The 21,640-nt window shown below is 62.6% G+C and carries 26 protein-coding genes and 2 pseudogenes; 12 read left to right on the forward strand and 16 right to left on the reverse strand.

What is annotated here, in order from left to right; genetic code table 11:
- Nucleotides 1–2: 2 nt before the first annotated feature.
- The 3 genes from ACSHT2_RS10160 to ACSHT2_RS10170 are packed head-to-tail and all read right to left on the reverse strand — an operon-like array spanning nucleotide 3 to nucleotide 3,747.
- Nucleotides 3–1,052: a branched-chain amino acid ABC transporter permease gene (locus ACSHT2_RS10160; RefSeq protein WP_440641444.1), complete on the reverse strand. Its 1,050-nt coding sequence runs from the start codon at nucleotides 1,050–1,052 to the stop codon at nucleotides 3–5.
- A gap of 38 nt (nucleotides 1,053–1,090) precedes the next feature.
- Nucleotides 1,091–2,230 (reverse strand): ABC transporter substrate-binding protein, encoded by a 1,140-nt coding sequence (locus ACSHT2_RS10165; protein WP_440641445.1) that lies wholly within the window; start codon nucleotides 2,228–2,230, stop codon nucleotides 1,091–1,093.
- Nucleotides 2,221–3,747 carry an amidase gene (locus ACSHT2_RS10170; RefSeq protein WP_440641446.1) on the reverse strand — a complete coding sequence of 509 codons (1,527 nt, stop codon included), beginning with the start codon at nucleotides 3,745–3,747 and terminating at the stop codon, nucleotides 2,221–2,223. Before ACSHT2_RS10170 ends, ACSHT2_RS10165 begins: the two co-directional genes overlap by 10 nt.
- A 233-nt stretch (nucleotides 3,748–3,980) precedes the next feature.
- Here ACSHT2_RS10170 and ACSHT2_RS10175 point away from each other — a divergent pair, with 233 nt between their 5' ends.
- Nucleotides 3,981–4,892 carry a LysR family transcriptional regulator gene (locus tag ACSHT2_RS10175; protein WP_440641447.1) on the forward strand — a complete coding sequence of 304 codons (912 nt, stop codon included), beginning with the start codon at nucleotides 3,981–3,983 and terminating at the stop codon, nucleotides 4,890–4,892.
- Between the two features lie 672 nt (nucleotides 4,893–5,564).
- Here ACSHT2_RS10175 and ACSHT2_RS10180 read toward each other — a convergent pair.
- The 3 genes and pseudogenes from ACSHT2_RS10180 to ACSHT2_RS10190 form a co-directional block, all read right to left on the reverse strand.
- Complete coding sequence (locus ACSHT2_RS10180; protein WP_440641448.1) at nucleotides 5,565–5,933, reverse strand: hypothetical protein; 369 nt, start codon at nucleotides 5,931–5,933, stop codon at nucleotides 5,565–5,567.
- Nucleotides 5,917–6,831, reverse strand: a complete 915-nt coding sequence (locus ACSHT2_RS10185; protein ID WP_440641449.1) for a DUF2950 domain-containing protein — start codon at nucleotides 6,829–6,831, stop codon at nucleotides 5,917–5,919. Before ACSHT2_RS10185 ends, ACSHT2_RS10180 begins: the two co-directional genes overlap by 17 nt.
- Nucleotides 6,828–7,241: pseudogene (locus tag ACSHT2_RS10190) on the reverse strand (tail fiber domain-containing protein); the annotation flags it as partial. The gene ACSHT2_RS10185 and the pseudogene ACSHT2_RS10190, both read right to left, overlap by 4 nt.
- Between ACSHT2_RS10190 and ACSHT2_RS10195 the strand changes: the two are divergent.
- A protein-coding gene (locus ACSHT2_RS10195) for an IS630 family transposase (protein WP_440642811.1) occupies nucleotides 7,232–8,118 on the forward strand; the annotation gives its coding sequence in 2 pieces (ribosomal slippage) (nucleotides 7,232–7,706 and nucleotides 7,706–8,118; 888 coding nt in all). The pseudogene ACSHT2_RS10190 and the gene ACSHT2_RS10195 overlap by 10 nt on opposite strands.
- A gap of 191 nt (nucleotides 8,119–8,309) precedes the next feature.
- Here the strand turns inward: ACSHT2_RS10195 and ACSHT2_RS10200 are convergent.
- The 5 genes from ACSHT2_RS10200 to ACSHT2_RS10220 form a co-directional block, all read right to left on the reverse strand.
- Nucleotides 8,310–8,477: a hypothetical protein gene (locus ACSHT2_RS10200; protein ID WP_440641450.1), complete on the reverse strand. Its 168-nt coding sequence runs from the start codon at nucleotides 8,475–8,477 to the stop codon at nucleotides 8,310–8,312.
- A gap of 164 nt (nucleotides 8,478–8,641) precedes the next feature.
- Nucleotides 8,642–9,046 carry a DUF302 domain-containing protein gene (locus tag ACSHT2_RS10205; RefSeq protein ID WP_440641451.1) on the reverse strand — a complete coding sequence of 135 codons (405 nt, stop codon included), beginning with the start codon at nucleotides 9,044–9,046 and terminating at the stop codon, nucleotides 8,642–8,644.
- Nucleotides 9,047–9,111: 65 nt separating this feature from the next.
- A complete protein-coding gene (locus ACSHT2_RS10210; protein WP_440641452.1) occupies nucleotides 9,112–9,657 on the reverse strand; it encodes a c-type cytochrome in 546 nt (181 codons plus the stop codon).
- Nucleotides 9,644–10,885 carry a sulfite dehydrogenase gene (soxC, locus tag ACSHT2_RS10215; RefSeq protein ID WP_440641453.1) on the reverse strand — a complete coding sequence of 414 codons (1,242 nt, stop codon included), beginning with the start codon at nucleotides 10,883–10,885 and terminating at the stop codon, nucleotides 9,644–9,646. The genes ACSHT2_RS10210 and soxC overlap by 14 nt, the downstream gene beginning before the upstream one ends.
- 5 nt (nucleotides 10,886–10,890) lie before the next feature.
- Entirely contained in the window at nucleotides 10,891–11,895 is a 1,005-nt protein-coding gene (locus ACSHT2_RS10220; protein WP_440641454.1) for an alpha/beta fold hydrolase, read from the reverse strand.
- Nucleotides 11,896–12,063: 168 nt separating this feature from the next.
- Here ACSHT2_RS10220 and ACSHT2_RS10225 point away from each other — a divergent pair, with 168 nt between their 5' ends.
- On the forward strand, nucleotides 12,064–12,960 hold the full coding sequence (locus ACSHT2_RS10225) for a LysR family transcriptional regulator (RefSeq protein WP_440641455.1): 897 nt from the start codon (nucleotides 12,064–12,066) through the stop codon (nucleotides 12,958–12,960).
- 336 nt (nucleotides 12,961–13,296) lie between these two features.
- Nucleotides 13,297–13,509, forward strand: coding sequence for a hypothetical protein (locus ACSHT2_RS10230; protein ID WP_440641456.1), 213 nt, complete (start codon nucleotides 13,297–13,299; stop codon nucleotides 13,507–13,509).
- Between the two features lie 19 nt (nucleotides 13,510–13,528).
- Here ACSHT2_RS10230 and ACSHT2_RS10235 read toward each other — a convergent pair whose 3' ends face one another.
- The 3 genes and pseudogenes from ACSHT2_RS10235 to ACSHT2_RS10245 all read right to left on the reverse strand — a co-directional run bounded on the left by ACSHT2_RS10235 (nucleotide 13,529) and on the right by ACSHT2_RS10245 (nucleotide 14,909).
- Entirely contained in the window at nucleotides 13,529–14,281 is a 753-nt protein-coding gene (locus ACSHT2_RS10235; protein ID WP_440641457.1) for a tyrosine-type recombinase/integrase, read from the reverse strand.
- A 31-nt stretch (nucleotides 14,282–14,312) separates the two neighbouring features.
- Nucleotides 14,313–14,414, reverse strand: a pseudogene (locus tag ACSHT2_RS10240) (hypothetical protein); the annotation flags it as partial.
- Between the two features lie 87 nt (nucleotides 14,415–14,501).
- Nucleotides 14,502–14,909 (reverse strand): Arm DNA-binding domain-containing protein, encoded by a 408-nt coding sequence (locus tag ACSHT2_RS10245; RefSeq protein ID WP_440641458.1) that lies wholly within the window; start codon nucleotides 14,907–14,909, stop codon nucleotides 14,502–14,504.
- Nucleotides 14,910–15,189: 280 nt separating this feature from the next.
- On the opposite strand from ACSHT2_RS10245, the gene ACSHT2_RS10250 reads away from it, so the two are divergent.
- Together ACSHT2_RS10250 and ACSHT2_RS10255 are read left to right on the forward strand one after the other, a co-directional pair.
- Nucleotides 15,190–15,420, forward strand: coding sequence for a hypothetical protein (locus ACSHT2_RS10250; protein ID WP_440641459.1), 231 nt, complete (start codon nucleotides 15,190–15,192; stop codon nucleotides 15,418–15,420).
- A 37-nt stretch (nucleotides 15,421–15,457) separates the two neighbouring features.
- Entirely contained in the window at nucleotides 15,458–15,856 is a 399-nt protein-coding gene (locus ACSHT2_RS10255; RefSeq protein ID WP_440641460.1) for a hypothetical protein, read from the forward strand.
- A 181-nt stretch (nucleotides 15,857–16,037) separates the two neighbouring features.
- On the opposite strand, the gene ACSHT2_RS10260 is transcribed toward ACSHT2_RS10255, so the two are convergent.
- Nucleotides 16,038–16,604 carry an SET domain-containing protein gene (locus ACSHT2_RS10260; RefSeq protein ID WP_440641461.1) on the reverse strand — a complete coding sequence of 189 codons (567 nt, stop codon included), beginning with the start codon at nucleotides 16,602–16,604 and terminating at the stop codon, nucleotides 16,038–16,040.
- Nucleotides 16,605–16,768: 164 nt separating this feature from the next.
- On the opposite strand from ACSHT2_RS10260, the gene ACSHT2_RS10265 reads away from it, so the two are divergent.
- Nucleotides 16,769–17,374, forward strand: a complete 606-nt coding sequence (locus ACSHT2_RS10265) for a hypothetical protein (RefSeq protein ID WP_440641462.1) — start codon at nucleotides 16,769–16,771, stop codon at nucleotides 17,372–17,374.
- Between the two features lie 23 nt (nucleotides 17,375–17,397).
- Here the strand turns inward: ACSHT2_RS10265 and ACSHT2_RS10270 are convergent, their stop codons facing one another.
- A complete protein-coding gene (locus ACSHT2_RS10270) occupies nucleotides 17,398–18,120 on the reverse strand; it encodes a TetR/AcrR family transcriptional regulator (RefSeq protein WP_440641463.1) in 723 nt (240 codons plus the stop codon).
- A gap of 106 nt (nucleotides 18,121–18,226) precedes the next feature.
- Between ACSHT2_RS10270 and ACSHT2_RS10275 the strand changes: the two genes are divergently transcribed.
- From ACSHT2_RS10275 to ACSHT2_RS10295, 5 genes are all read left to right on the forward strand, one after another.
- Complete coding sequence (locus ACSHT2_RS10275; RefSeq protein WP_440641464.1) at nucleotides 18,227–19,618, forward strand: carotenoid oxygenase family protein; 1,392 nt, start codon at nucleotides 18,227–18,229, stop codon at nucleotides 19,616–19,618.
- A gap of 126 nt (nucleotides 19,619–19,744) precedes the next feature.
- The gene (locus tag ACSHT2_RS10280) at nucleotides 19,745–20,008 is read left to right on the forward strand and encodes a hypothetical protein (RefSeq protein ID WP_440641465.1); all 264 of its coding nucleotides are present in this window, start codon (nucleotides 19,745–19,747) and stop codon (nucleotides 20,006–20,008) included.
- 76 nt (nucleotides 20,009–20,084) lie between these two features.
- The gene (locus tag ACSHT2_RS10285; RefSeq protein WP_440641466.1) at nucleotides 20,085–20,660 is read left to right on the forward strand and encodes a hypothetical protein; all 576 of its coding nucleotides are present in this window, start codon (nucleotides 20,085–20,087) and stop codon (nucleotides 20,658–20,660) included.
- 12 nt (nucleotides 20,661–20,672) lie between these two features.
- Nucleotides 20,673–21,227 (forward strand): inner membrane-spanning protein YciB, encoded by a 555-nt coding sequence (locus ACSHT2_RS10290; protein WP_440641467.1) that lies wholly within the window; start codon nucleotides 20,673–20,675, stop codon nucleotides 21,225–21,227.
- 104 nt (nucleotides 21,228–21,331) lie between these two features.
- A complete protein-coding gene (locus ACSHT2_RS10295) occupies nucleotides 21,332–21,628 on the forward strand; it encodes a hypothetical protein (RefSeq protein WP_028181202.1) in 297 nt (98 codons plus the stop codon).
- Nucleotides 21,629–21,640: the final 12 nt, after the last annotated feature.

Below are 21,640 nucleotides of genomic sequence, written 5' to 3' on the forward strand. Positions count from 1 at the left end.
GGTCACTCCGCGTCGTCAGGCAGGGCGTGCCGGCGCCGTTCGATCACCGAACGCCAGATCAGAATGGGAACCAGCAGCGAGAAGACGATCGCTTCCTTGTAGGCCGATGCGAAGAACGAGGCATAGCTCTCGAACAGGCCGAGGAAGATCGATCCGGCGATTGCCGCAGGAAAGCTCGCCAGCCCGCCCAGCACCGCGCCGACGAAACCCCGCAGGCCGATCAGAAAGCCGCTGTCGTAATAGATGCCCGTGACCGGCGCGATCAGAATTCCCGACAGGCACCCGATCAGACCGGCGATGCCAAACGCAATCGTTCCCGCCGCTTCAGGCTTGACGCCGACAAGCCGGGCGCCCCTGCGGTTGAGCGCTACCGCGCGCATGGATTTTCCCCAGAACGTCCGTTCGAAGAACGCGAACAGACTGCCGGTCAGGGCCAGCGCGACGCCGATCACCAGTATCAGATGCCAGGAGATCCGCGTCACGCCGATGTCGAGCCGGCCGGGAATGAACGGCGGCGTGCGCATTCCGTCCGGGCCGAAGAAGACGAGGCCGAGGCCCGTGAGCAGGTAGTGAACGGCGACGGCAACGAAGAGCAGGATGAGCACCGGCGAGCCAGCGAGATCGAGAAAGGCGCTGCGATAGATCATCGGTGCCATCGGCACCGTGATCGCCAGAGTGAGAAGTACCTGAGCGAAGATCGGCAGATCCATCGGCGCGAGCACGATGGCCGCACCGACGACCGCGGTCGGAAGCACGGCATAGGAGACCGCCATGAGCCACCAGTTGGTGCGGCGACCCGACCGCCACGCCCGCACCCCCTCCCGGGCGAGCGTGGCGCCGCCGAGAGCGGCGAGCAGCCAAACCGTCGCCGGCACCTCGTGCCGTTGCAGCACGCCCATGGTGAGCGCGCCGAAGGTGACGAACTCTCCCGCGGGCACCCAGAGGATGCGGGTCACGAGAAACACCAGCAGGATCGACAGCGATAGCAGGGCGTAGATGATGCCCGTCGTCAGTCCGTCCTGCGCCAGGATCAGCGCCATCGTGCCGTTCATCGCATGACCTGCGTTTTGTGGGTGCGCCTGTTCGCCGGTTACTTGTAGAGTGCGAACGCGCCATTCTTGACGATCACGAGGACACGCGACCGAGCGTCCACGCCGTAGCGATCCTGGTCGGTGAATTTGTAGACGGCGTGGGTGCCGACCACTTCGCGGCCGGAGGCCAGCGAGTCGCGCAGCGCGGCGCGGAATTCTGGCGTTCCCGGCTTCGCCTTCGCGGCGGCATCCGGCACGGCGGCGTTAAGAAGCAGCATGGCGTCCCACGCATATCCGGCAAACGGGCTCGGAGCGCCGGGGCCGTACTTCGCCGTATATTTCGCCTCGAAGTCGAGCGCGACCTTCTTGATCGGGTTGGCGTCGGGAAGGCCTGCAGCCACGACGATCGGCCCGGTGGGCAGGATCGCGCCTTCGAGCTGCTTGCCGCCCGCGTTGAGGAACGGCTTCGAGACGGCACCGTGGGTATGGTAGATCTGGCCCTTGAAGCCTTGATCCTTCAGCGTCAGATGCGGCAGCGTCGCAGGCGTCGCCGAGGCGCCGACGAAGACGGCATCTGGATTGGCATCCAGCAGTTTGAGGACCTGTGCAGTTACCGAGGTGTCGGTGCGGCTGTAGAGCTCCTTGGCGACGATCTGGAGTCCTGCCGCCGTGGCGAGCTGCTCGAAATTCTTCCAGTTGAGCTCGCCCCAGCCGTCATTGTAGCCGATGAAGGCGACGCGCTTGAAATTGCGCGACTTCATGTCGTCGACGATGGCGCCGACCATGATCTTCGCGGATTGCGGCAGATTGAACAGCCACGCGCGCTGCTCGCTGGGAATGTCGACCGGCACCATCGCGATCTGCGGCGTTCCGCCTTGGGCTGCCGGCGTGAACATCGCCATGGTCGACGGAATGGTGTTCGAGCCGAGGATGATGTCGACCTTGTCCTCGTCGATGAACTTGCGCGCGTTCTTGACCGTGGTCGAGGTGTTGCCCCCGTCGTCGAGCACGATCCATTTGACCGGCACGCCGCCGACGTGATCCGGGAAAATTTCCGCCGCGAGCTTGAACGGCGCGCCGACGGCGGCCGTCGCCCCGGTGAAGTCGGCGGTGATGCCGACCTTCATCTCCTGCGAATTTGCCGGACCGGCGCACAAAGCGACGCATGCAGCAGCGAGTGCCAGATGTCTCAAGAACATGCTTTTCTCCTCGATTGATCGTGATGTCGTTGCGTTGACGTGAATCCCGCGTGCTCAGGCTCGGCGGCGTCCTGAAGTGGATAGACCAATGGCGGGCAGAGCTCGTCCAGAAGCTCCGCGAAGCGCAGCGTCGTCAGGTCCTCCAGATACGGCCCGATGATCTGGATCCCGATCGGCAAGCCCCTGACGAGCGAGATCGGACGAACGGTCGACGGCAGATAGCTGAGACCGGCGATGGCCATCCAGAACAGCGACTGGTTGTAATCCTGTCGGCGCCCATTGATCTCGATCGTCCGATCTTCGCGTGGCGATGCGGTGTCGTGCGCAAAGGCCAGCGATGAATGAACGGGGCAGAGAACGACGTCGTAGGTGCGGAAGAATCGCTGCCATGCCTCGCGGAAACGGCCTCGACGGCTGTTGAGCGACAGCCATGAATGATGCGTCATCCCGGCCGCTCGGCGGACGGCGGCCCGATAGCTTCGGTCGTCACCCCGCAAGCCGGCCGCCTGGTCCGACAATTGCCTCAGAGCCTCGACGGATGCGCGGCGCGAGCCGACGGCCCGCATCATCATCATGTAGTCCTGCCAGCAGAGCTCCAGATCGATCGGCCATTTCGGCTCGAGGTCGACTTGTGCGCCCTGGCGCTGCAGATCGGTCGCGAGCCCCGTGATGGCGGCCCGTATCGCGGCGTCGACCGCGCAGGCGCCGTGATCGGGCAACACCGCCACCCGGAAATCGCGCAGCCGCCGGCCCCGCGATTCCGGCAGCGCGAGCCTCCATCCAACGGTTTCGAACCCGCTCGGACCTGCGATGCAGTCGAACAGGAGGCGAAGGGCCGAAGCCGATCGTGCCATCGGTCCGATGACGGTCAGATCCGTCTGTGTGGAATCCGCATCCAGCGAATGACCGAGCTGGGATACAACGCCGTACGACGGCTTGTGACTGTGCACCCCGCAGAAATGCGCAGGCGTGCGCAGCGAACCCGCGAGGTCGCTGCCGAGCTCGGCACAGGTGAACCCGGCCGCCAGGGCGGCGGCCGAACCGCCGGACGAGCCGCCGCATGTCAGCGCGAGGTCCCAGGGATTGTTGGTCGTGCCGTAGAGCGGATTTGCGGTCTGACAGTCCGCCAGCCCTTCCGGCACATTGGTCTTGCCGAAAACGATGGCGCCGGCGGCGGCAAGACGCGCCACGGCGTCGGCGTCGTCCGTGGCGAGATGGCCGGCTCGCGACACCATGCCCCAAGTGGTCGGCAGCCCCGCGACGTCGAAGGATTCCTTGACCGTCAGCGGCAGGCCGTGGAGCGCACCGAGCTCGTCAGGCCGAGAACGCATGCGGGCGTCGTCGGCGGCTCTTGCGAGCGCGAGCGCATGATCGAAGCGGCGGGCGGCCACGGCATTGATCTCGCCGTCGAAGGCCTCGATCTGGGCAATGAAGTCCTGGAGCACCTCGACGCTGGAAATCTCCTTGGCTGCGAGCAGTGCCATGAGATCGCCGACCGATTTGAACTGGATGCCCACGCGTCCCCGTGTGACTATGATCGCCGGCGAAGGGGCGACGCTGCCGGGCGTGCGGCGGACCGGGCCGTGCGTCGGCGGGAGCGCGCCGCAGCGGTGAGGCTGCCGGCGATCCATCGCTTCGGAGTGTGCATCCGTTTCATCCTGCGTCCCCGTTCAACGGCGCCATTGCCTGAACGCGCACAAATTTTCCCGACGCATTGAGCTAAGTCAAATTCATAGTTATTATCCGCATCATGAATCACACGAATGATGCGATTGATCTCAACCTGCTGCGGGTTTTCCTTGCGATCTGGGACCTGCGCAGCCTGACGGCGGCCGGCGACCGCCTCGGCCTGACCCAGCCGGCGATCAGCCACGCCCTGCGGCGGCTGCGCGGCCATTTCAACGATCCGCTGTTCGTGCGGGCGACGAACCGTATGCTGCCGACCGACGCGGCGGTGCGCCTGCACGAGCCGCTCGATCAGGCCTTCGCCATCATCAACCGTGCGTTCAAGGAACGCGCCGCGTTCGATCCGCGCCTGACGCAGAGGACGTTCCGCATCGCCATGTCCGACATCGCCGAGGTCTATTCGCTGCCGCAGCTCATGCCCAAGCTGACGCGCATCGCACCGCTCGCCCGGATCGATGTCGTGCCGTTCGTGCCCGACCACGTCGTCGCTGCGATGCGCTCCGGCGAGGTTGATCTCGCGATCGGCCACGTCAAGAACACCGAGGATTGTACCAGCATCGACGTCTTCAACGACCGCTTCGTCTGCCTCGTCCGTGCGGGACATCCGATCGCAAAGGGACGGCTCACAAAAGCAAGCTTCGCCGGCCTGCGATTCTTCTACGCGAGGATCACCTCGCCGATCCATCATCAGACGATCGAGCAATGGTTCGCCGACAGGGACAGCGGTTCGCAGATCGCCGTGCGCGGCCACTTCATGGTCGCACCGGAGATCGTACGAAATTCCGATCTCGCCGCCATCTTTCCGGAGTCGCTCGCGCTGCGGCTGCACCAGGCCAAGGACTTTCGCCGGCTTGATCTGCCGTTCGATCTCGCCCCAATCGAGGTAAAGGTGCACAGCCATTCTCGCTTCGCCAGCGACAAAGGGATCAAATGGATGTGCGAGACGGTCTCGAGAATCCTCAGAGATCACGCATAGCTTGTCCGCGGTATCCTGGAAATTATCTCTTCCATTCGATCAGCACTCATGGCTGCTCGGCGATCGTTCCCTGCGCGTCACTCCTGACCGCGTAGTTTCTGTCCCGAGGTCGGGAATGTTTCGATCGAGCAGAGAAATTCTGCTTAGGTTCCGACAGCCAACACCTGCGTCATCACGAGTGCAGACCCCCGCGCGCTATCAGGATTCTTCAGCCGGCTAAAGCGCTTCCGGCCCTTTATTTGCGCGGCGCATTGGCGCTTGGGGCGGGAGGGATCGAACCTCCGAATGGCGGAATCAAAATCCGCTTGATTATATAGTGATTTCAAGGCGCATTTGGAAAGAATGGTCGAAACACACTCCAGTAATTTCAGTAGGTTGGCTACTGTTTCCAAATGAAAATAGGGCAGCCAGCGATCGATCGAGCAACGCAGCTGCCCTTCGGATTCGCTTAGGCATGGCGCGCGCTATCACGCATGCAAGCGCCTTGGAGTAAGCAGTGGTCAAAGGGAAGCGGTCGTTGGCGCGACAACCATATCAGGTGGATAAAGGCCTCTACGGAGAAAGAATGTAGATGGCCTCACTTCAATGAAATCACGATAGCACTGAGGTTGGCGGCCATCTCCAATCCGGCCTTGGGGCCTTGCAACACCATTACGACGCCGTTGTCGTTCCTTAGATGGACACCCCCACACCTCCGACGAGAGCGCCACCACCGCCAACCGAACTGTAGGTGCCCGCGAAGTCGCGGACATCTCTGATGCCGGAGGCCCAGCCTTCCAGGCGGCCGGCTGTGGCGCCGGCGGTGATGCCGAGGCTTATTCCTGTGACGCGGAAGGAATAGCTGCGGCCGCGATAGCTCAATACACCAGTGCCGGCACCGCCGCCGACCAGCAGGCCCGCCTTCACGATCTTGACCCGGACATGGCCGGCAGCTTGCGCGAGCAAGGGAGCGGCCGGAGCGGTGACGGCGAACAGCACGATCGCGGCAAGGCGGCTGATCGAGCGCAGCATGGCGCTGGTCATCTCACGGTTTCGCGGCATCGACCTTCTTCCAGGTCTGGTCGGGATCAAACAGCGTGAGGCGCTTGGCCACGAAGTCGGTGCGCTTGCCGAGATCCTTCTGGTAGACGACGCCGGCGTGATTGACCAGGAAAGTCATCACGCCCGAATTGCCGTATTCGGCCGGCCATGCAATCAGCGCGAAGCCGCCGATCATCTTGCCTTTGACGACGTAATGCATGGCGCCGCCGGGGGCATCGGGTCCCTGCCCCCTCAGGATCCGGAAGTAGTAGCCGTGATAGGGCGTCATTCCCTCGCCGGCCTTGTAGCCCTCGCTCGAGGCTTGCGCCGCCAGTGGGCCGAGCGGGCTCGGATCGCTGTCGTCACGCCAGAACAGGCCGTCCTTCTTGCCGGGCGAGGACACGATGCGCTGCGCGTAGACGCCGACGCCCTCGCCGCGGTCCTTGTCAGCATATTCGTTCTGCGCGTCGACGAATGCGAGCGCGGTCTGGATCGCATCAAGCTCGTTGCGCCCGATGCGACGGCGAAGCACCTCGATGCGTCCTTCGTCGGTGTCGAACTCCCATCCCGCCTTGGTATTCACCAGCGGAATCGGGAATGGGAAATCGTCGGACCCTAGGATGAGTGTCGCGCTCTTGTTGCCGTCCGCCTTGATGCCGTGCTTGGCGTCATACATCGAGGTGAAGCGTTGGCGGATATCGTTGTCGGCGATCTTATCGCCGGAGAAGACAATGTCATCTGCCGCGCTTCCGAGCACGTTCAGGATGTCGCGAGGGCCGCTCTTGACTGCGGCCGCAAGCGCTGCGGCCGCATCCTCCGGCGTCTTGTAGGATTGCTGCGCCTGGGCCGCAGAGCCAAGCAGCGCAAGCACGAACATGCCCGGCAACACCGCACATCGGAAAGATTTCAGGGCGATCATGGCATCACCTCTGCGGGGAGCTTCGCGCCGCCGGCGAGCCAATCGCGGTAGGTGCGGAATGTCAGCCCAAGTCTTTCGTAGTAGACCCGCAGGTAACCGTCGCGACCTCGCGTGACGGCGTCAGGCATCACCTGCGCGACCTCCTGCGCCATCACACCGACATAGGCCTTGTCGCTGCCGATATAGCTGAAGCGATAGTAACCGAGGCCGTTGGCGAGGTGCCCGAGCAGGACGATATCGTGCGTAAGTGCAATGTCGGAGCGCCGGCCCCCGCCGCCTCCGCGGAAGCCGCCTCCGCCCCCGCCACGCATCGCCATTCCGCCTCCGCCACCTCGGCCGGCCATGCTCGGGCCGCCGCCGCCACGCGGCATGCTCGCCATGCTTGACCGACCGCGCGCCGATGCGGCGGATGTCCCGCAATCAGGCCGCCAAGCAATTTGGGGTGGCGATCAGCACCGCGATCGGCTGGATGAAGCGGGTCGATGAGACCGGCAGCGTTGAGCCAAGCCAGATGGGCGGCTACAAGCCGAAGGCGATTTCGGGCGAACACGCGGTCTGGCTGTCGCAGCGGATCAAGGACGGCGATTTCACCATACGCGGGCTCGTTGCCGAACTTGCCGGACGCGGCCTGAAGGTCGACTACCATTCGGTGTGGGACTTCGTGCATGCCGAGAAGCTCAGCTTCAAAAAAAGCGTCGCGGCTGGCGAACGCGACCGTCCCGAGGTCGCATGGCGGCGAGCCCAGTGGGCAAAGTATCAAGGCCGCGTCGAAGCTGAACGGCTGGTCTTCATCGACGAAACCTGGACGCGGACAGATATGGCCCCCTTGCGGGGATGGGCGCCGCGCGGGCACAGACTTCCCGCCAAGGCCCCCACGGGCGCTGGAAGACCATGACCTTCCTGGCTGCCCTGCGCCATGACCGGATCGATGCGCCATGGTTCATCGAGGGGCCGATCGATGGTGTGAGCTTTAGGACCTATGTCGAGAAGGTTCTCCTGCCCGTCCTTCAACCCGGCGATATCGTCGTCTTGGACAACCTCGGCAGCCACAGAAGCAAAGCCGTGCGCCAGCTCATCCGCTCGGTCGGCGCCAAGCTGTTCTTCCTGCCCAAATACTCGCCCGACCTGAACCCGATCGAACAGGTCTTCGCCAAGCTCAAGCATCTGCTCCGTAAAGCCGCCGCACGAACCGTCGACGCAGTCTGCGCCGCAATCGGTCGCGCACTCGATGCCTTCACTCCCGAAGAATGCGCCAACTACCTCAAAAATTCAGGCTATCGAACTTAATGCCATCACGCTTTAGCATCAGCAGTCGATGGCCGATTGGAGCCATTGAGAGAAAGAATCGTCCATCTCCCTTTGCCCCATGAGCCCACCACACGTATTAGATCGTGGACTGTCCCTGCTCCGGCCTCACGCGGCTTGCACATTGCGTGCCATGCGAAATCCTTCCAGGCGGAGAGAGTGTCAGTCAATCCTCATTGAAAGATAAAGCATTCTTGACCTTCGTTGACCAAAACCCACCACTTGAAATCACGGTCCGGTCCGAAATGGCATTCGCCGCCGGGAAAAGCCTGTTCGGTCAAAGGCACATGATCGCCAACAATCCCCAAGCGACCAGCGAAGGCAAATTGGCGGTACGCCAACTGCACCTCCTAGCGATTCCCTCGTTCCCGTCGGCAATCGATGCCGCCGGAAGCCGCCATAACGATGTTTCGCGAAGTACCCTGACGCGGAGCAAGGAGACTCGCTAAGGCGTGGTTGCGGGGACCACGCCAGTAAACCGAACCGTTTTGCGAGGCGGCCGACATCAGGGCGCGGTGGCAGCTTTGGCCGCCATCGTCTTCAGCGCGCCGCTCATGGCTTCTGTGGCTGGCTTTGCCGCTTCGCCAACGGCATGTCGGTCCGCAAGGTAGGCAGGATCGTTGTAGGAAAGATACGTTGATCCGGCTTCATCCTGCCAGATGAGCACCTTCAACGGCAGATCTATGCCGATTGTCTGCGCCGACTGCATCAGGGGCGTTCCGCCCTTGGCCGCGCCGAAGATCAAAAGGTCGGTTGGCCGCAGCGACAGGCCAACTGCGGCGGCGCCGGCGGCATGGTCGATATGGGCAAATACCTTCATACCCTTGGCCAGAACCTCGGCCTCAAGGCGCTTCATCGTCTCTTGTGGCCCGAATGCGCTGCGGAGAGTTATCAAGCCTTCGACGGCCATGGCATGTGCTCCAATCAACATCGTTACGACCGACGCAAGAACGATCGCCCGAAGGGACGGCGTCATCATTGATTCCTGAACAGCCTGGCCGGATCGAACTCCGTGTCCGGTACGAAGCCGTCTCGGTTGGGCATCTTCACCTTTGGCAGGCTATCGCGATCGAGTTTGCCATCGGGTGGAACGATGCCGTTCAGGCTCAGGATATAGGCCGCGACGGCATAGGTGTCGTCGTTGCTGAGCGAGCCCGGCGCCTGATACGGCATCGCTCGGTGGATGTAATCGAACAAGGTCGTGGCATATGGCCAATAGCTACCCACGGTCTTCACCGGTGTAGCCGACGTCAGCGTGCCCTGTCCACCGGTGAGGCGGTCTTTGATGCCCCCGACACCACCGTCGCCGTGACACGCCGCGCAATTTTCCGCGAAGACTTGCTTGCCGCGCTCGACGGTCCCGCTTCCGGGCGGCAGCCCTTTGCCGTCAGGCCTTACTTCGATGTCCCACAACGCGATCTCGTCGGGAGTTGCCGGGCGGCCGAATTCATTTGCGAGGACCGGCGAGGCGCAAACGAGCGCAATCGCGCCGAGGATCCACGCCCTTCTAATCGAGAACATTGCGGAGCCTCCCGTCCGCGTCGACGCTCCAGGTCTGCTGCGCATTGTAGTGAAACAGCGCGTTGGTCCCGACCGCAGCGATGAAGGATTTGCGATCGGGCTGGACGTTGCCCTTGTCGTCGGTCGAGCGGCTTACGAGCTTGGTCGGCTTGCCGTCCCAGACCCAATCCATCTGGAAGCGCGTCTGCGCTTTGGCCAATGCCGGTAGATTGAGCTGGGCATCCCTCCAGGTCTTCGCGCCATCGGTCGAGACCTCGACCCTCGCGATCTTGCCGTGACCGCTCCACGCCAGGCCCGAGATCCGGCGATAACCTGGCTTGATCGTCATCGTGCCCGAGGGAGAGGTGATCACCGAATTGGTGTCCATCCGAAGCTGAAACTGGATCGCCTTGCCGTTCGCTTGCAGCTGCGTATAGCGCGCCGTCTCCCATCGGGTCATCCAGGGCTGGTCGCCGAATTTGAGGCGTCGCAACCATTTGATATTGAGGTTGCCTTCGAAGCCCGGCATCACCAGACGCATCGGAAAGCCATGTGCCGGCCGCAGCGGCTCTCCATTCTGGCCATACGCCACGAACGCCTCGTTCAGGATCTCGTCGGTGAGCGGAATGCTGCGGGCTACGCCTGCCGCGTCGCCGCCCTCGGCCAGCATCCAGGTCGAACCGCGCTCCTTTTCGACCAGATCGACCAGGAAGCTCAGGGGAACACCGGTCCATTCGTTGGTACTGACCAGTCCGTGGGTGTTCTGAACGGTGAGGTTCTCATCGGCCTTGTGCCAATTTTCCCAGCCATTGCCGGTGCATTCGATGAAGACCGTGCGTGACATCGACGGCATCGCCTTGAGGTCGTCGATGTTGAGCACCAGGGGCCTGCGGACCATGCCGTGCACGAGCAGCCGGTGCTTCGCGGGATCCAGATCCGCCGCCCCCGAATGGCTGCGTTCGTAGTGCAGATCGGTCGGCGTGATGCTGCCGACCAGCTTGTCGAGCGGTGCCTTCGAATTGATCGCATCGCTTGGATCGACGTTGCGCTTGCCTGGACCGGCTTCCGGGATGCGGGCGATCTTGACGTACTGCGATCGCTCACTGTGACCGCTAAGGTCGGCGCCGTCCTCACGCGGCGGCACGTCGGCGAGGGAGTCGGCGGCGGCCTGGCCGGCCACCATGCTCCCCGCAAACCCTGTGGACGCCGCGATGAAATTCCTACGGGACAGTCTGCCTTCGTCGCTCATCAAACTCACGAAGCAATCTTGCGGTTGAGGAAATCGCGGATGAGCGGCACCATTTCGTCGGCCTTGTCCTCGAGCGCGAAATGCCCGGTATCTATCAGGTGAAACTCGACCTTCGGCAAGTCACGCTTGTAAGGGTGCGCGCCGTCAGCCGGGAAGATCTTGTCGTTCTTGCCCCAGACGATCAGCGTCGGTGGCTGATGCTTGCGGAAATAGGCCTGCACCTTGGGGTAAAGCGGCAGGTTGGTTCGGTAGTCGTAGAACAGGTCCATCTGAATTTCAGCGTTGCCGGGCCGGTCGAGCAAAGCCTGATCATGGACCCAATTGTCGGGCGCAACGCGGGCCACGTCGCTGACGCCGTCGGTGTACTGGAACTTTGTGATCTCCGGTGTCACCAGCTTGTAGAGTGCCTTGCGATGCTCCTCGGAGTGATCGGACCAATAGGCCTTGATGGGGTCCCAGAACTCCTTCAAGCCTTCGTCATACGCATTGCCATTCTGCACGATGAGAGCCGTGACGCGTTCGGGGTGCTTCAGCGCAAGGCGCCAGCCCACGGGCGCGCCGTAGTCCATGACGTACATGGCGAAGTTGCTGACGCCCAGTTGATCGAGCAGGCCGTCAACCAACTCGCCGAAGCGGTCGAAAGTGTAGGCGAACTTGGCCCGATCGGGCATATCGCTCTGGCCATAGCCTGGGTAATCGGGGGCGATGACGTGATAGCGGTCGGCAAGCTCCGGAATGAGATTGCGGAACATGTGCGAGGAGGTCGGGAAACCATGCAGCAGCAGCACGACTGGGGCCCCTTTCCGCCCCGCCTCGCGATAGAAAATCTTGACGCCGTCGACGGTTCTTGTGCGATGATAAGTGATAATCGGCGCCTTGCCGCCGGGCGCCGCGTTGGCGACGGGCGCGTTCTGTGAAATGGCTGCACCGGCGGTCAGCAGCGGCAAGCCGAAGGCAAAACGCCGGCGGCTCAGCAAGGCGAGCGTGCCGATCAAACGAACGTTCTTCATATCAACCCCCTGCGTGCGGAATGGCTCTCGATCCAACGACGTGTACTGCCTCGAAGGCCGTCACAGCGGGGCAGCACCGTCTATCCCGCGCGATGTAGCTCATTGCGCCAGTGCGGAGCAGTCCATATAGATGAGAAGGAACTTTGGTGAATTTGGAAGGGGTCGGCGATGGATCGCCTGGAGGCAATGTCGGCGATCATCGCTGTCGCAGAGACCGGAAGTATCTCGGCGGCATCGCGCCGTCTCAAATCGCCGGTCGCGACCATCAGCCGAAAAATCGCGGAGCTCGAAGCCCGCCTCAAGGCCCAATTGTTTCAGCGCACATCGCGGCGGATGGCCCTGACCGAGGCCGGACGCTCGTACATCGAAGCCTGCAAACGCATCGTCGAACAGGTGGAGGAAGCCGAACGGGAGCTATCAGGCGAGTACCGCATTCCCAAGGGCGAGATGACGGTTACCGCACCATGGGGTCTCGGCCACACGCATTTGCTGCCCCACGTCATCGAATTTCTTGACGCCTATCCCGAAATTTCCCTGCGGTTGAAACTGACCGACAGCGTGGTCAACATGACCGACGAGAATATAGACATGGCGATCCGACTGGGTCCCCTGCCGGAGAGCAGCATGATCGCGACGCGGATCGGGTCGGTTCGCATCGTCGTCTGCGGGAGCCCCTCATACCTGAAGACACGCGGGCGACCGAAAAAACTCGCCGATTTGGCGAAACATGCTTGCATCACGATCGACGAGAACGTCGCGCCCGCGGCCTGGAAGTTCGTGTCCGGCAATCGTACCCGGGTGGCGCCGATAAAGTCGCGGCTCTGCGTGAATACCTCGGAGGCCGCGGTCCTTGCCGCCATCGACGGCGCCGGCCTGGCCCGTGTGATGTCCTACAAGATGGGCACTGCGATGCGCGAGCGAAAGCTCGAGATCGTTCTCGATGAATTCGAGCCGGCCCCGCTGCCTGTGCACATCGTCTACCCGCCGCGCAAGCCGATGCCGCTCAAACTGCGCACTTTTCTCAGCTGGATGACGCCGCGCATCAAAGACCAGCTTGCCCCTTAGAGCCGCCTGTCTGACGCGCGGTGCGTCTCGCGGTTGCTTGACTGCCTTCCAGCAACAATTGCGACCGCGTCGAGACGGCCTGCAATCCCTCTCTCAGATCCGTCAACCCAGCTTCTCAAAGCCAGGCATTTCCCGGATATCTCCCCTCATATACCACCAGTGATGAGGGTGGCTGGATTCAATTTGCGGACTTCTGAACCTGATTTCGTTCCGATTGGCAGGCCCAATCCACCGATCGGTCCGAATCCAAATGGGCTGGCATGCCTGCCCCTGAGACGCCGCAAGCCAGCGAAATCGGGGAGCGACCTTATCAGGTGCACGTCACGAGAGGTTCGGATGATGAAGTTCAACAGACTTGACACCGCGGTGGTCTTCATCGACCCGCAGAACGACGTCCTGAGCGAAAACGGAGCAAACTGGGCGGCGGTCTACCAGTTAATTAAGAAGGGGAAAATCATTGCCTACAAAATGGAGGGCCAGACCATAGTCGATTCCGATTCCATCGACGCGTATCATATGACCCTCCCCCGCATTGAGCCGAGCACGTGAAAACGGGCGTCTAACTTGGTTAGTTCGCGGCTCCTTCAAGTATTGCATTGATCGGCGCAATCTTCTCTAGACCGGCAAAGCTATCGATCCGATCAGCCCAATGCTGCATCAGTCTGGTGCGCGAGCCGATCAATGCCAACGGTCCGTGCCGTTTGTAGGTCGCCTTTACCGAGTCACTTTCGAGATGCGCCAACCGTAACTCGATAACATCGCCGTCCCACACATTGGCTTCATTGGTCTCCTCATGGTGGCAAAGGGTCGAGAACGTAGTGCGGAAGCCATGGGCACAATGTTCGGTCTTGGTGTCGATCCCGAGCGCCCGCAGCCGATGGCAAAGCGTTCTGCTGGACAGAGGTGCGTCTTTGGCACAAGTAAATGCGTAGCGCCGATTTCCGGTGATCTGCTGCACGCGCCACAGGATCGCGAGGACTTGCCGCGACAGCGGGACAACATGATCCCATCCAGTCTTCATCTTCGCCGCCGGTATGGTCCATCGTTTGGCATCCCAATCAACCTCGGCCCACTCCATGTCGTTGATCATACCGGGGCGAGGAACAGTCAATGCATCGACTCGAAGGGCATCACCGACCACGTCGCCAAATCTGCCCCTCTCCCATGGCGGCATGATCAGTCTGAAGAGACGCGCCACATCCTGCAGCTCGGTGACGCCGGGCCGTGGTGTCGAGACGTTGATAGTGAGTTGCTTCTTGCATGCACGGAACGGATTTGTAGCCATCACCTTCGAGGTCGGCGTAGTCGCAGACTTGCTCACCGATACTATGGACTCGGTCACGGGTCTCTAATCTGCCTTCAGCCTGCATCGCCCGAAAGAAGGCAAGCACATCAGGGCGCTTGATGTCTTGCCGGTAGAGCTTGCCGAAACGCTTCTTCAAATAGCCGCCCATCTTTCTAGTAGCGCGATGGTCTCGGGACTGCGCACGGTGACCAGCCTGCCGCGCTTGATCTTCTCGGTCTTCTTCTCCGCAAGCCAGTCATCGATCCACACGCCGAACGGCGCTCAACTGCTTGGCGATGCCGTTCGAATTGCTTTTCGATCGTGGGATCGACCGGGGGGCTTGAGCGAGCAGGGTCTTTGCGGCGTCGCGCCGCTGGCGGGCCGTGGCGAGCGAGACGGTACCGTCGTTGCCGTTGCCGTAAGGTCCGATGGAGTAGATCTTCTGCCTGCCGCGAAAGCGATAGGCCATCCGCCAGAGCCTGGAGCCGGCCTTGCCCGGGCTATTCGGGTCCGGCGTGATCAGGAGATAGAGACCACCGCCGGTCGCGTCGGAAATCTTCGTGGCACTCCACGCTCCGTTCGCAGGCTTCGGTCGAGCGGCGCGGCAGTCAACGTCCGTCCTGATCTGCCCGGGGTTGGCGTGTTTGTCCTCGTTGCGTGCCATCTGCTTTGAACTTGTTTGGTGTTCGGAACATCGAACTCATCGAGAACCTCTGTTCTTCCGATACCAACAAAAATACCAACAAATCGGATGGCTGGGAGCGGAAGAGAACAAACGGTGACGAACTCCGATGTACGTGGAATCGCCTTTTCAAGGCGTTGTACGCACCTCGCGAACAGTATCGAATACCTTAGGACTGTCTCGAACAGGCGCCCTTTTTTACCCGCGAGGTAATCGAATTGGGGCGCGACTGCGCGCATCTTGGTCGCAACAGGAGATGATCATGATCGCGCTGCTGCTCTACCGGACCGTCGCAGACCACGTCCTGCCCTGGGCCATGGCATTCGCGACCCGGATGCTCGCGCGCAGCCTCAACATGCCTGAGCCGCTGGTGCATTCGACCGGCCACTATGTCGTGGCACAGGTCACAGCTTTCGAGCATGGCGTCGGCAGGAGCCTCCGCCCGTTCCGGCTTCCCCGCCTCGTTCGCGCCTGGTGGCGCGGATTGCGCTGACTTTCACCCCGAGCCCACCCAATCATGGAGACCCAAGATGATCGACGCATCCACCTTCCTGCGCCGCGCGCTCCTTGCCGACGCCATCTTCAGCGGCGTCGCCGCCCTCGGCTTCACCTTCGGCGCAGGCGCGTTCGCGGCACTGTTCAACTTGCCTGAAGCGCTGCTGCGCGAGACCGGCCTGTTCCTGATTGCCTACACCGCCCTGGTGGGTTGGCTCGCCTCGCGGGTCACGGTGGCCAAACCGCTCGTCCTGCTGGTCGTGATCGGCAACGCGGCCTGGACCGTCGGCAGCATCGCCCTGCTGCTCTCGGGCGCGGTGTCACCGAACCTCGCCGGCGAGGTCATGGTCGTTGCGCAGGCGATCGCGACCGGCGTGTTTGCCGAGCTGCAATATATGGGATTGCGGAAGAGTGCGGGTGTGGTGGCGGCCTGAGGCCGCACTCCCGCGCTGTCGTCGCCCGGCTCGCCGTCTTGGCTAGGGCTTCGCCGGCCCAACGCTGAAAAGCCCGGCGAAGCCTTTGGCGGAGCCGGGCCAGAAGGGTGCTCGGCCGCCGAAGCTTTACCGGACGCGGCGAGCCGGGGCATGACACCGGAGCCGGGAGCGTGAGCTTGCGCTACGCCCTTGCGCGACCGACTTTGCCGGCGAAGTGCTTGCCGTTCAACTTCTTCTTTTTCGCCGTCGCGCTCTTCGCGTCCGCCTTCTTGGCCTTGCGCTCGGTCCGAGCCTTCACCTTGGCGCGTTCGGCCCGCGCCTCGGCGCGAAGCTTCTTGCGCTTCCTCTCGCAGGAGTCGCACTTGCAGCCGATCGGCTTCAGATAGGCTTTGAAATAGTCAGTGCCGTAATCGTAGTTGATCTCCTCGCCCGGCTCGATGTTCTTGATGGCGCGGATGAAGACCTTGCGTTCGCGCGGCCGGACGTCGGATTCGGCGTTGGGCCGGCAGGAATGGTTGATGTAGCGGGCGAGGTTCTTGCGCACCGACCCGTCGATGGTCCAGCGGCCGTTGAGCTCGAACAGATATTTGTTCTCAATCTCATCATGCTCGGGGATCCTGGAATCCAGGATCGGTCCGAAATAGCGGATGATCCGGGTGCCCTTCTTGATCGGTTTGGTGGCGAAGAGGCCGAGCCCAGTCTTGGAGCGGCCGACGCGATAGGGTTTGTTCGAGGATGTGGCTGGCATGATCAAGAAAACGAGGGACGCGAACGAGGCCGGATCGGCCTAAAGCGAAGCCGCTCTTCTAGAACGATTCCGCGCCGCTGTCAGGTATATCCCGACCCTGTTTGAACCTTGCCCACAATCAAGACGTCTGATGGTACGGAGTTCCCACTGAATCAAAGCGTCACATGAACCGCATGACCGGCATAGGCTTGGCTGTTTTGACGATTTGCATCGGCCTGAACAGCGCTGACGCCCAATCCGTGAGCAGCACCTACACCTCGGCAGCACCAAAAGATTGCCGCCAGATCGGCAAGCCCAGCGACCTCGACGGCAGCACCACGCGGGTGTGTCCGGGCAAGGACGGGCTCGTGGTGCTGATCGCCGAGGATGATCTGCGCGAAATCGTCTCCGTCGGCCGCAATCGCAAGCAAGCGGCGGAGGAACCGGCAGCCAACGTCTGGTTCGCGCCGTTCAATTCATCAGAGAGCACCGTCGAATGGCGCACTGCCGGTGCAAAGCCGTTTGCGATCATCCAGCGCTGGCACATCGCGGACAACACCGATCCCGACAGGCAGGGACGGCCGAACACCAAGGCCCTGCTGGTCGTGACCCGGCTGCCGCCGGGCCCGGTCTGCCACGTCGCCTATGTCGACGCGATCGCCAACCCGGCCGCCAATGAGCTCGCGCGCAAGGCCGCCGACGATTTCGCCCGCAGCTTCGCTTGCGGCAAGGATGAGGTGAAGATCATCGGCACGCGGGGCCGCGCCGTCGAACTGGCCACGATGCGGTAAGCCTTGGCGGGCGCAAACAGCCGCTACACGGGAAGGTTCGGGGCCAAGGGCGCCGTCAGCATCGCCTCGAGCAGCCGCTCTGCCGTCGTCCCCTCGGGCATCCGCTCGAGAATGTCCTCAAGCCGTCCATCCAGCAGCAGCATGGTGAAGCCGTGCACCAGCGACCAGGCGCGCGCGATCGCCGCGCCCTGGTTCAGCGTCAGCGCGTCTTCGCTGATCTGCTCCTGCCGCATCATGCCGATCGCATTGGCAAGCCCCGCGAAGGAGGCTTCGGCGGCCTCGTGCAGCGAGGGTCTCGAATAGTCGAGCCGCTCGGTGCGGAACATGATGCCGTACATGCCGGGATGCGCCTGCGCATAGGCAATGTAGGCTTTCGGCCTCGCCAGCGCGCGTTCGAGCGGCGTTGTGGCGGCATCGCAGGCCGACGCCATCGCGGCGTTGAACTGGCGGAAGCCGATGGCGGCGAGCTCGCTGAGAAGCCCCGTGAGATCGCCGAAATGATGAGTGGGCGCGGCATGCGAGACGCCCGCCTCGCGCGCCACCGCGCGCAATGTCAGGCCGGCGAGCCCGTCGCGCTCGAGCACCCGTTCGGCGGCCTCGAGCAGCGCCTCGCGCAGGGCACCATGATGATAGGGCGTCTCGGTCCTCGCAGCCGCCGGCCGCCGTGCGGGACGCGCCGGCGCCTTCGCGGCCGACGATGCTTTTTTCGAAGTGCGCGGGTTAGGCGCGGTTTCGCTCTTGCCCATGGGACAAGCTATATGACGCAATATTGACAGTGTAAAGATTTCGCTTGACCGGAACGGCATTTGGCACTATTTAATCTTTACGATGTAAAGATCAGGAGGATACGCCGTGCAGCAGGTCGCCGAGCGATACAGCAACATCGCACCGATCCCGTTCGAAGCCGACGCGCCTTTCCTGAAGATCATCGGCGAATTGCCGCGCGAGCTGAACGGCACGCTCTACCGCAACGGTCCCAATCCGCAGTTCGAATCGCCCGGCGCGCACTGGTTCGTGGGCGACGGCATGCTGCACGCCTTCCATCTCGAAAACGGACGTGCCGGATATCGCAACCGCTGGATCCGCACGCCGAAATGGCTCGCCGAGCACGATGCCGGCCGGGCGCTGTTCGGCGGCTTCGGCCGCAAGCTGCCGGATGCACCGGCCAACCTCACCGACGGCGGCGTCGCCAACACCAACATCGTCTTCCATGCCGGCAAACTGCTCGCGCTGGAAGAAGCTCACCTGCCGACGGAGATCGAGCCAGGCACGCTGGCGACGCGCGGCTATCACAACTATCAGGGCCGCGTCGCCGGCAGTTTTACCGCGCATCCGAAGGTCGATCCCGTCACCGGCGAACTGGTGTTCTTCGGCTACAATGCCGCGGGACCGTTGACGCCTGCCCTCTCCTGCGGATCGATCGACGCATCCGGCAAGGCGACGCGCTTCGAGCGCTTCGAGGCGCCCTATGCCAGCATGGTGCACGACTTCATCGTCACCGAAGACCATGTGCTGTTTCCGATCCTCCCGATCACGGGCAGCATGGAGCGCGCGATGAGCGGACGGCCGCCCTACGCCTGGGAGCCGGACAAGGGCGCCTATGTCGGCGTGATGAAGCGCAGCGGCACCGCCAACGACATCGTCTGGTTTCGCAGCGAGGCCTGTTACGTCTTCCACGTCATGAATGCGTGGGAAGACGGTCACCGCATCGTCGCCGACGTCATGCAGTTTGAGGAAGCGCCGCTGTTTCCGCATCCCGATGGCCGTCCTACCGATCCGGAGAAGTCGCGGGCCCGCCACTGCCGCTGGACGTTCGATCTCGCAGGCAATACCGACCGCTTCCAGCAGACGTACCTGGACGATCTCACCGGCGAATTTCCCCGCATCGACGACCGCCGCGCCGGACTGAAAAACCGCAATGGCTGGTACGCCTGCGCCAATCCAAAACTGCCGATGTTCGGCGCGTTGTCAGGCCTCGTGCATGTCGACGGCAACGGCCGAAGGCTCGGCCATTATCTGCTGCCGGCCGGCGACACCATCTCCGAACCGGTATTCGTCGAGCGATCGAAGGATGCGGCCGAGGGCGACGGCTGGCTGCTGGCGGTGATCTGGCGGGCGCGCGAGAACCGCAGCGACCTCGCCGTGTTCAACGCCACCGATGTCGAGACCGGCCCGGTCGCGCTCGTCCAGCTCGGGCACCGTGTGCCCGACGGCTTTCACGGCAATTGGGTGGGCGCGGCGTAGTCGTCATTCGGAACCCGAGATCCATTTCAACCGCACATTCTGCCGCCGCATGAATTCTCAGCTGCGCAATCGCGCTACCCAGTTCACGCTTGTCGTCGCCCGGAATGACGAGAAGAGGAGTTTCCCATGCACATGCCCTCGATCACCACGGGCTGCTTCGCCATCCTCGCCCTCGCCTGCATCACGCTCGCACTCCGGATGATCCGGCTACGGCGGAGCAGCCATGCCATCTTCAACGGCGGCATCCTGCTCGCCGCCGGCCTTCTCATCGTCTCTGCGCTGCCGATCCTGTCGCGCCTGCCATGGGCGGAGCTAGCTGACGAATTTTCCGACCAAATTGTTGCAGTACTTCACTTTTTGGAGGTCGCCTACGTCATTTTGACACTGTAAAGATTTTGCTTGACCCGGCTTCGCTCCTGACCTACTAATCTTTACAATGTCAAGATCGGCTTGACCGAGGCGACCCATGACGATTTTCGGGATCCTTGCGCCCTACGGCGCCTTCACCTTTCTGATGCTGGTGACCTCGGCCACTTCAAGCGTGTTCGCGGCTTCCGCGATCTGCCTCGGCACGGTCGCGATCGATGTCGCGCGCGGCCGCTCCGTGAAAATCCTCTCCGCGGGCTCGGCGATCGTATTCGCAGCGATCGGCCTTTACCTTGCGTTGATCGATCCCGCGCTCGGCACGCTCGGCGTCAAGCTGTCGGTCGATGTCGGCATCTTCGTCATCTCGCTGGGCTCGATGCTGATCCGCCGCCCGTTCACGCTGCAATATGCGCTCGAATCCGTGCCGACCGAGACCGCGGCGATGCCCGGCTTTCTCCGCGCCAATTACATCATCACTGCCGCGTGGACGGCAGCCGCGCTGTTGATGACGGCCGCCAATCTCGTGCTGCTCTACGCCCCCGGCCTGCCGCTCTGGTCGAGCCTTGCGGTTGCTTTTGCCGCCCGGAACAGTGCGATTTACTTCACAAAGTGGTATCCCGAGTATTGCCGGATCAAGTACGGTACGCCTGCCCGCGCATTGCTCAGCGCACGCTGAACAGGACTGACGATGAAGGACGTATTCGCCCGCCTCGCCTCCGACCTCTTCTCCGCCATCGTCTTCCTGGTCGTCTATCTCATCACCGACAACGTCATCCTGGCGACGTCGGTGGCGATCGCCGGCGCGTTCGCACAAGTGATCTACGCCCGCATCAAGGGACAGCAGCTCAACTACATGACATATGCGAGCCTCGCGCTCGTCGTCGGATTGGGCGCGATCACATTGCTGACCAATGATCCCCGCTTCATGCTGGCGAAGCCCGCGATCGCGCATTTCGCGATCGGCCTCATCATGCTCAAACGCGGCTGGATGCTGCGCTACATGCCGCCGATCGTCACCGAGACCGTTCCGGAATATGTGACGGCTGCGGGCTATGCCTGGGCCATGCTGATGTTCGTCATCGGCGCCGGCATGATCGCTGTCGCATCGACCGGCGATTTGAAGCTGTGGGCGTTCTACCTCACGGTGGTCGCAGGCGGCGGCAAGATCCTGGCCTTTGCCGTTCAATACGTCGTTCTGCGCCTCATCGTCACCAGCCGCCGGCGTGCCGCCGCCCGCGCCTAAATGCCCTATCGGAGCGTTAGGCAGGAACTGCGAGTTGGGCTATAGCCTCGCTCAGGACGGCCGCGGATCGTCGCGGACCGCCGAAATCTGCTCGGGAGACGGGAATGGCCGTAGACGGCAACTGGAATCTGACGATGACGACGCCGATGGGCGAGCGCCAGGCGACGCTGACCCTGCTGAGTTCCGGCGGCACGCTGACGGGCACGCAGGGCGCAGAGGGCAACACCGCAGAGATCTTCGACGGCACCATCAGTGGCGACGCCGTCAACTGGAAGGTTTCCATCACCAATCCGATGCCGTTGACGCTTGAGTTCATCGGAAAGGTCTCCGGCGACAGCATGAGCGGCGAGATGGGCATCGGCCCGATGGGCAGCTTTCCGTTTACGGGCGTACGGGCGTAACACCGCGGCTTC

The sequence above is a fragment of the Bradyrhizobium sp. PUT101 genome (genome assembly GCF_052043945.1).
Classification (GTDB): domain Bacteria; phylum Pseudomonadota; class Alphaproteobacteria; order Rhizobiales; family Xanthobacteraceae; genus Bradyrhizobium.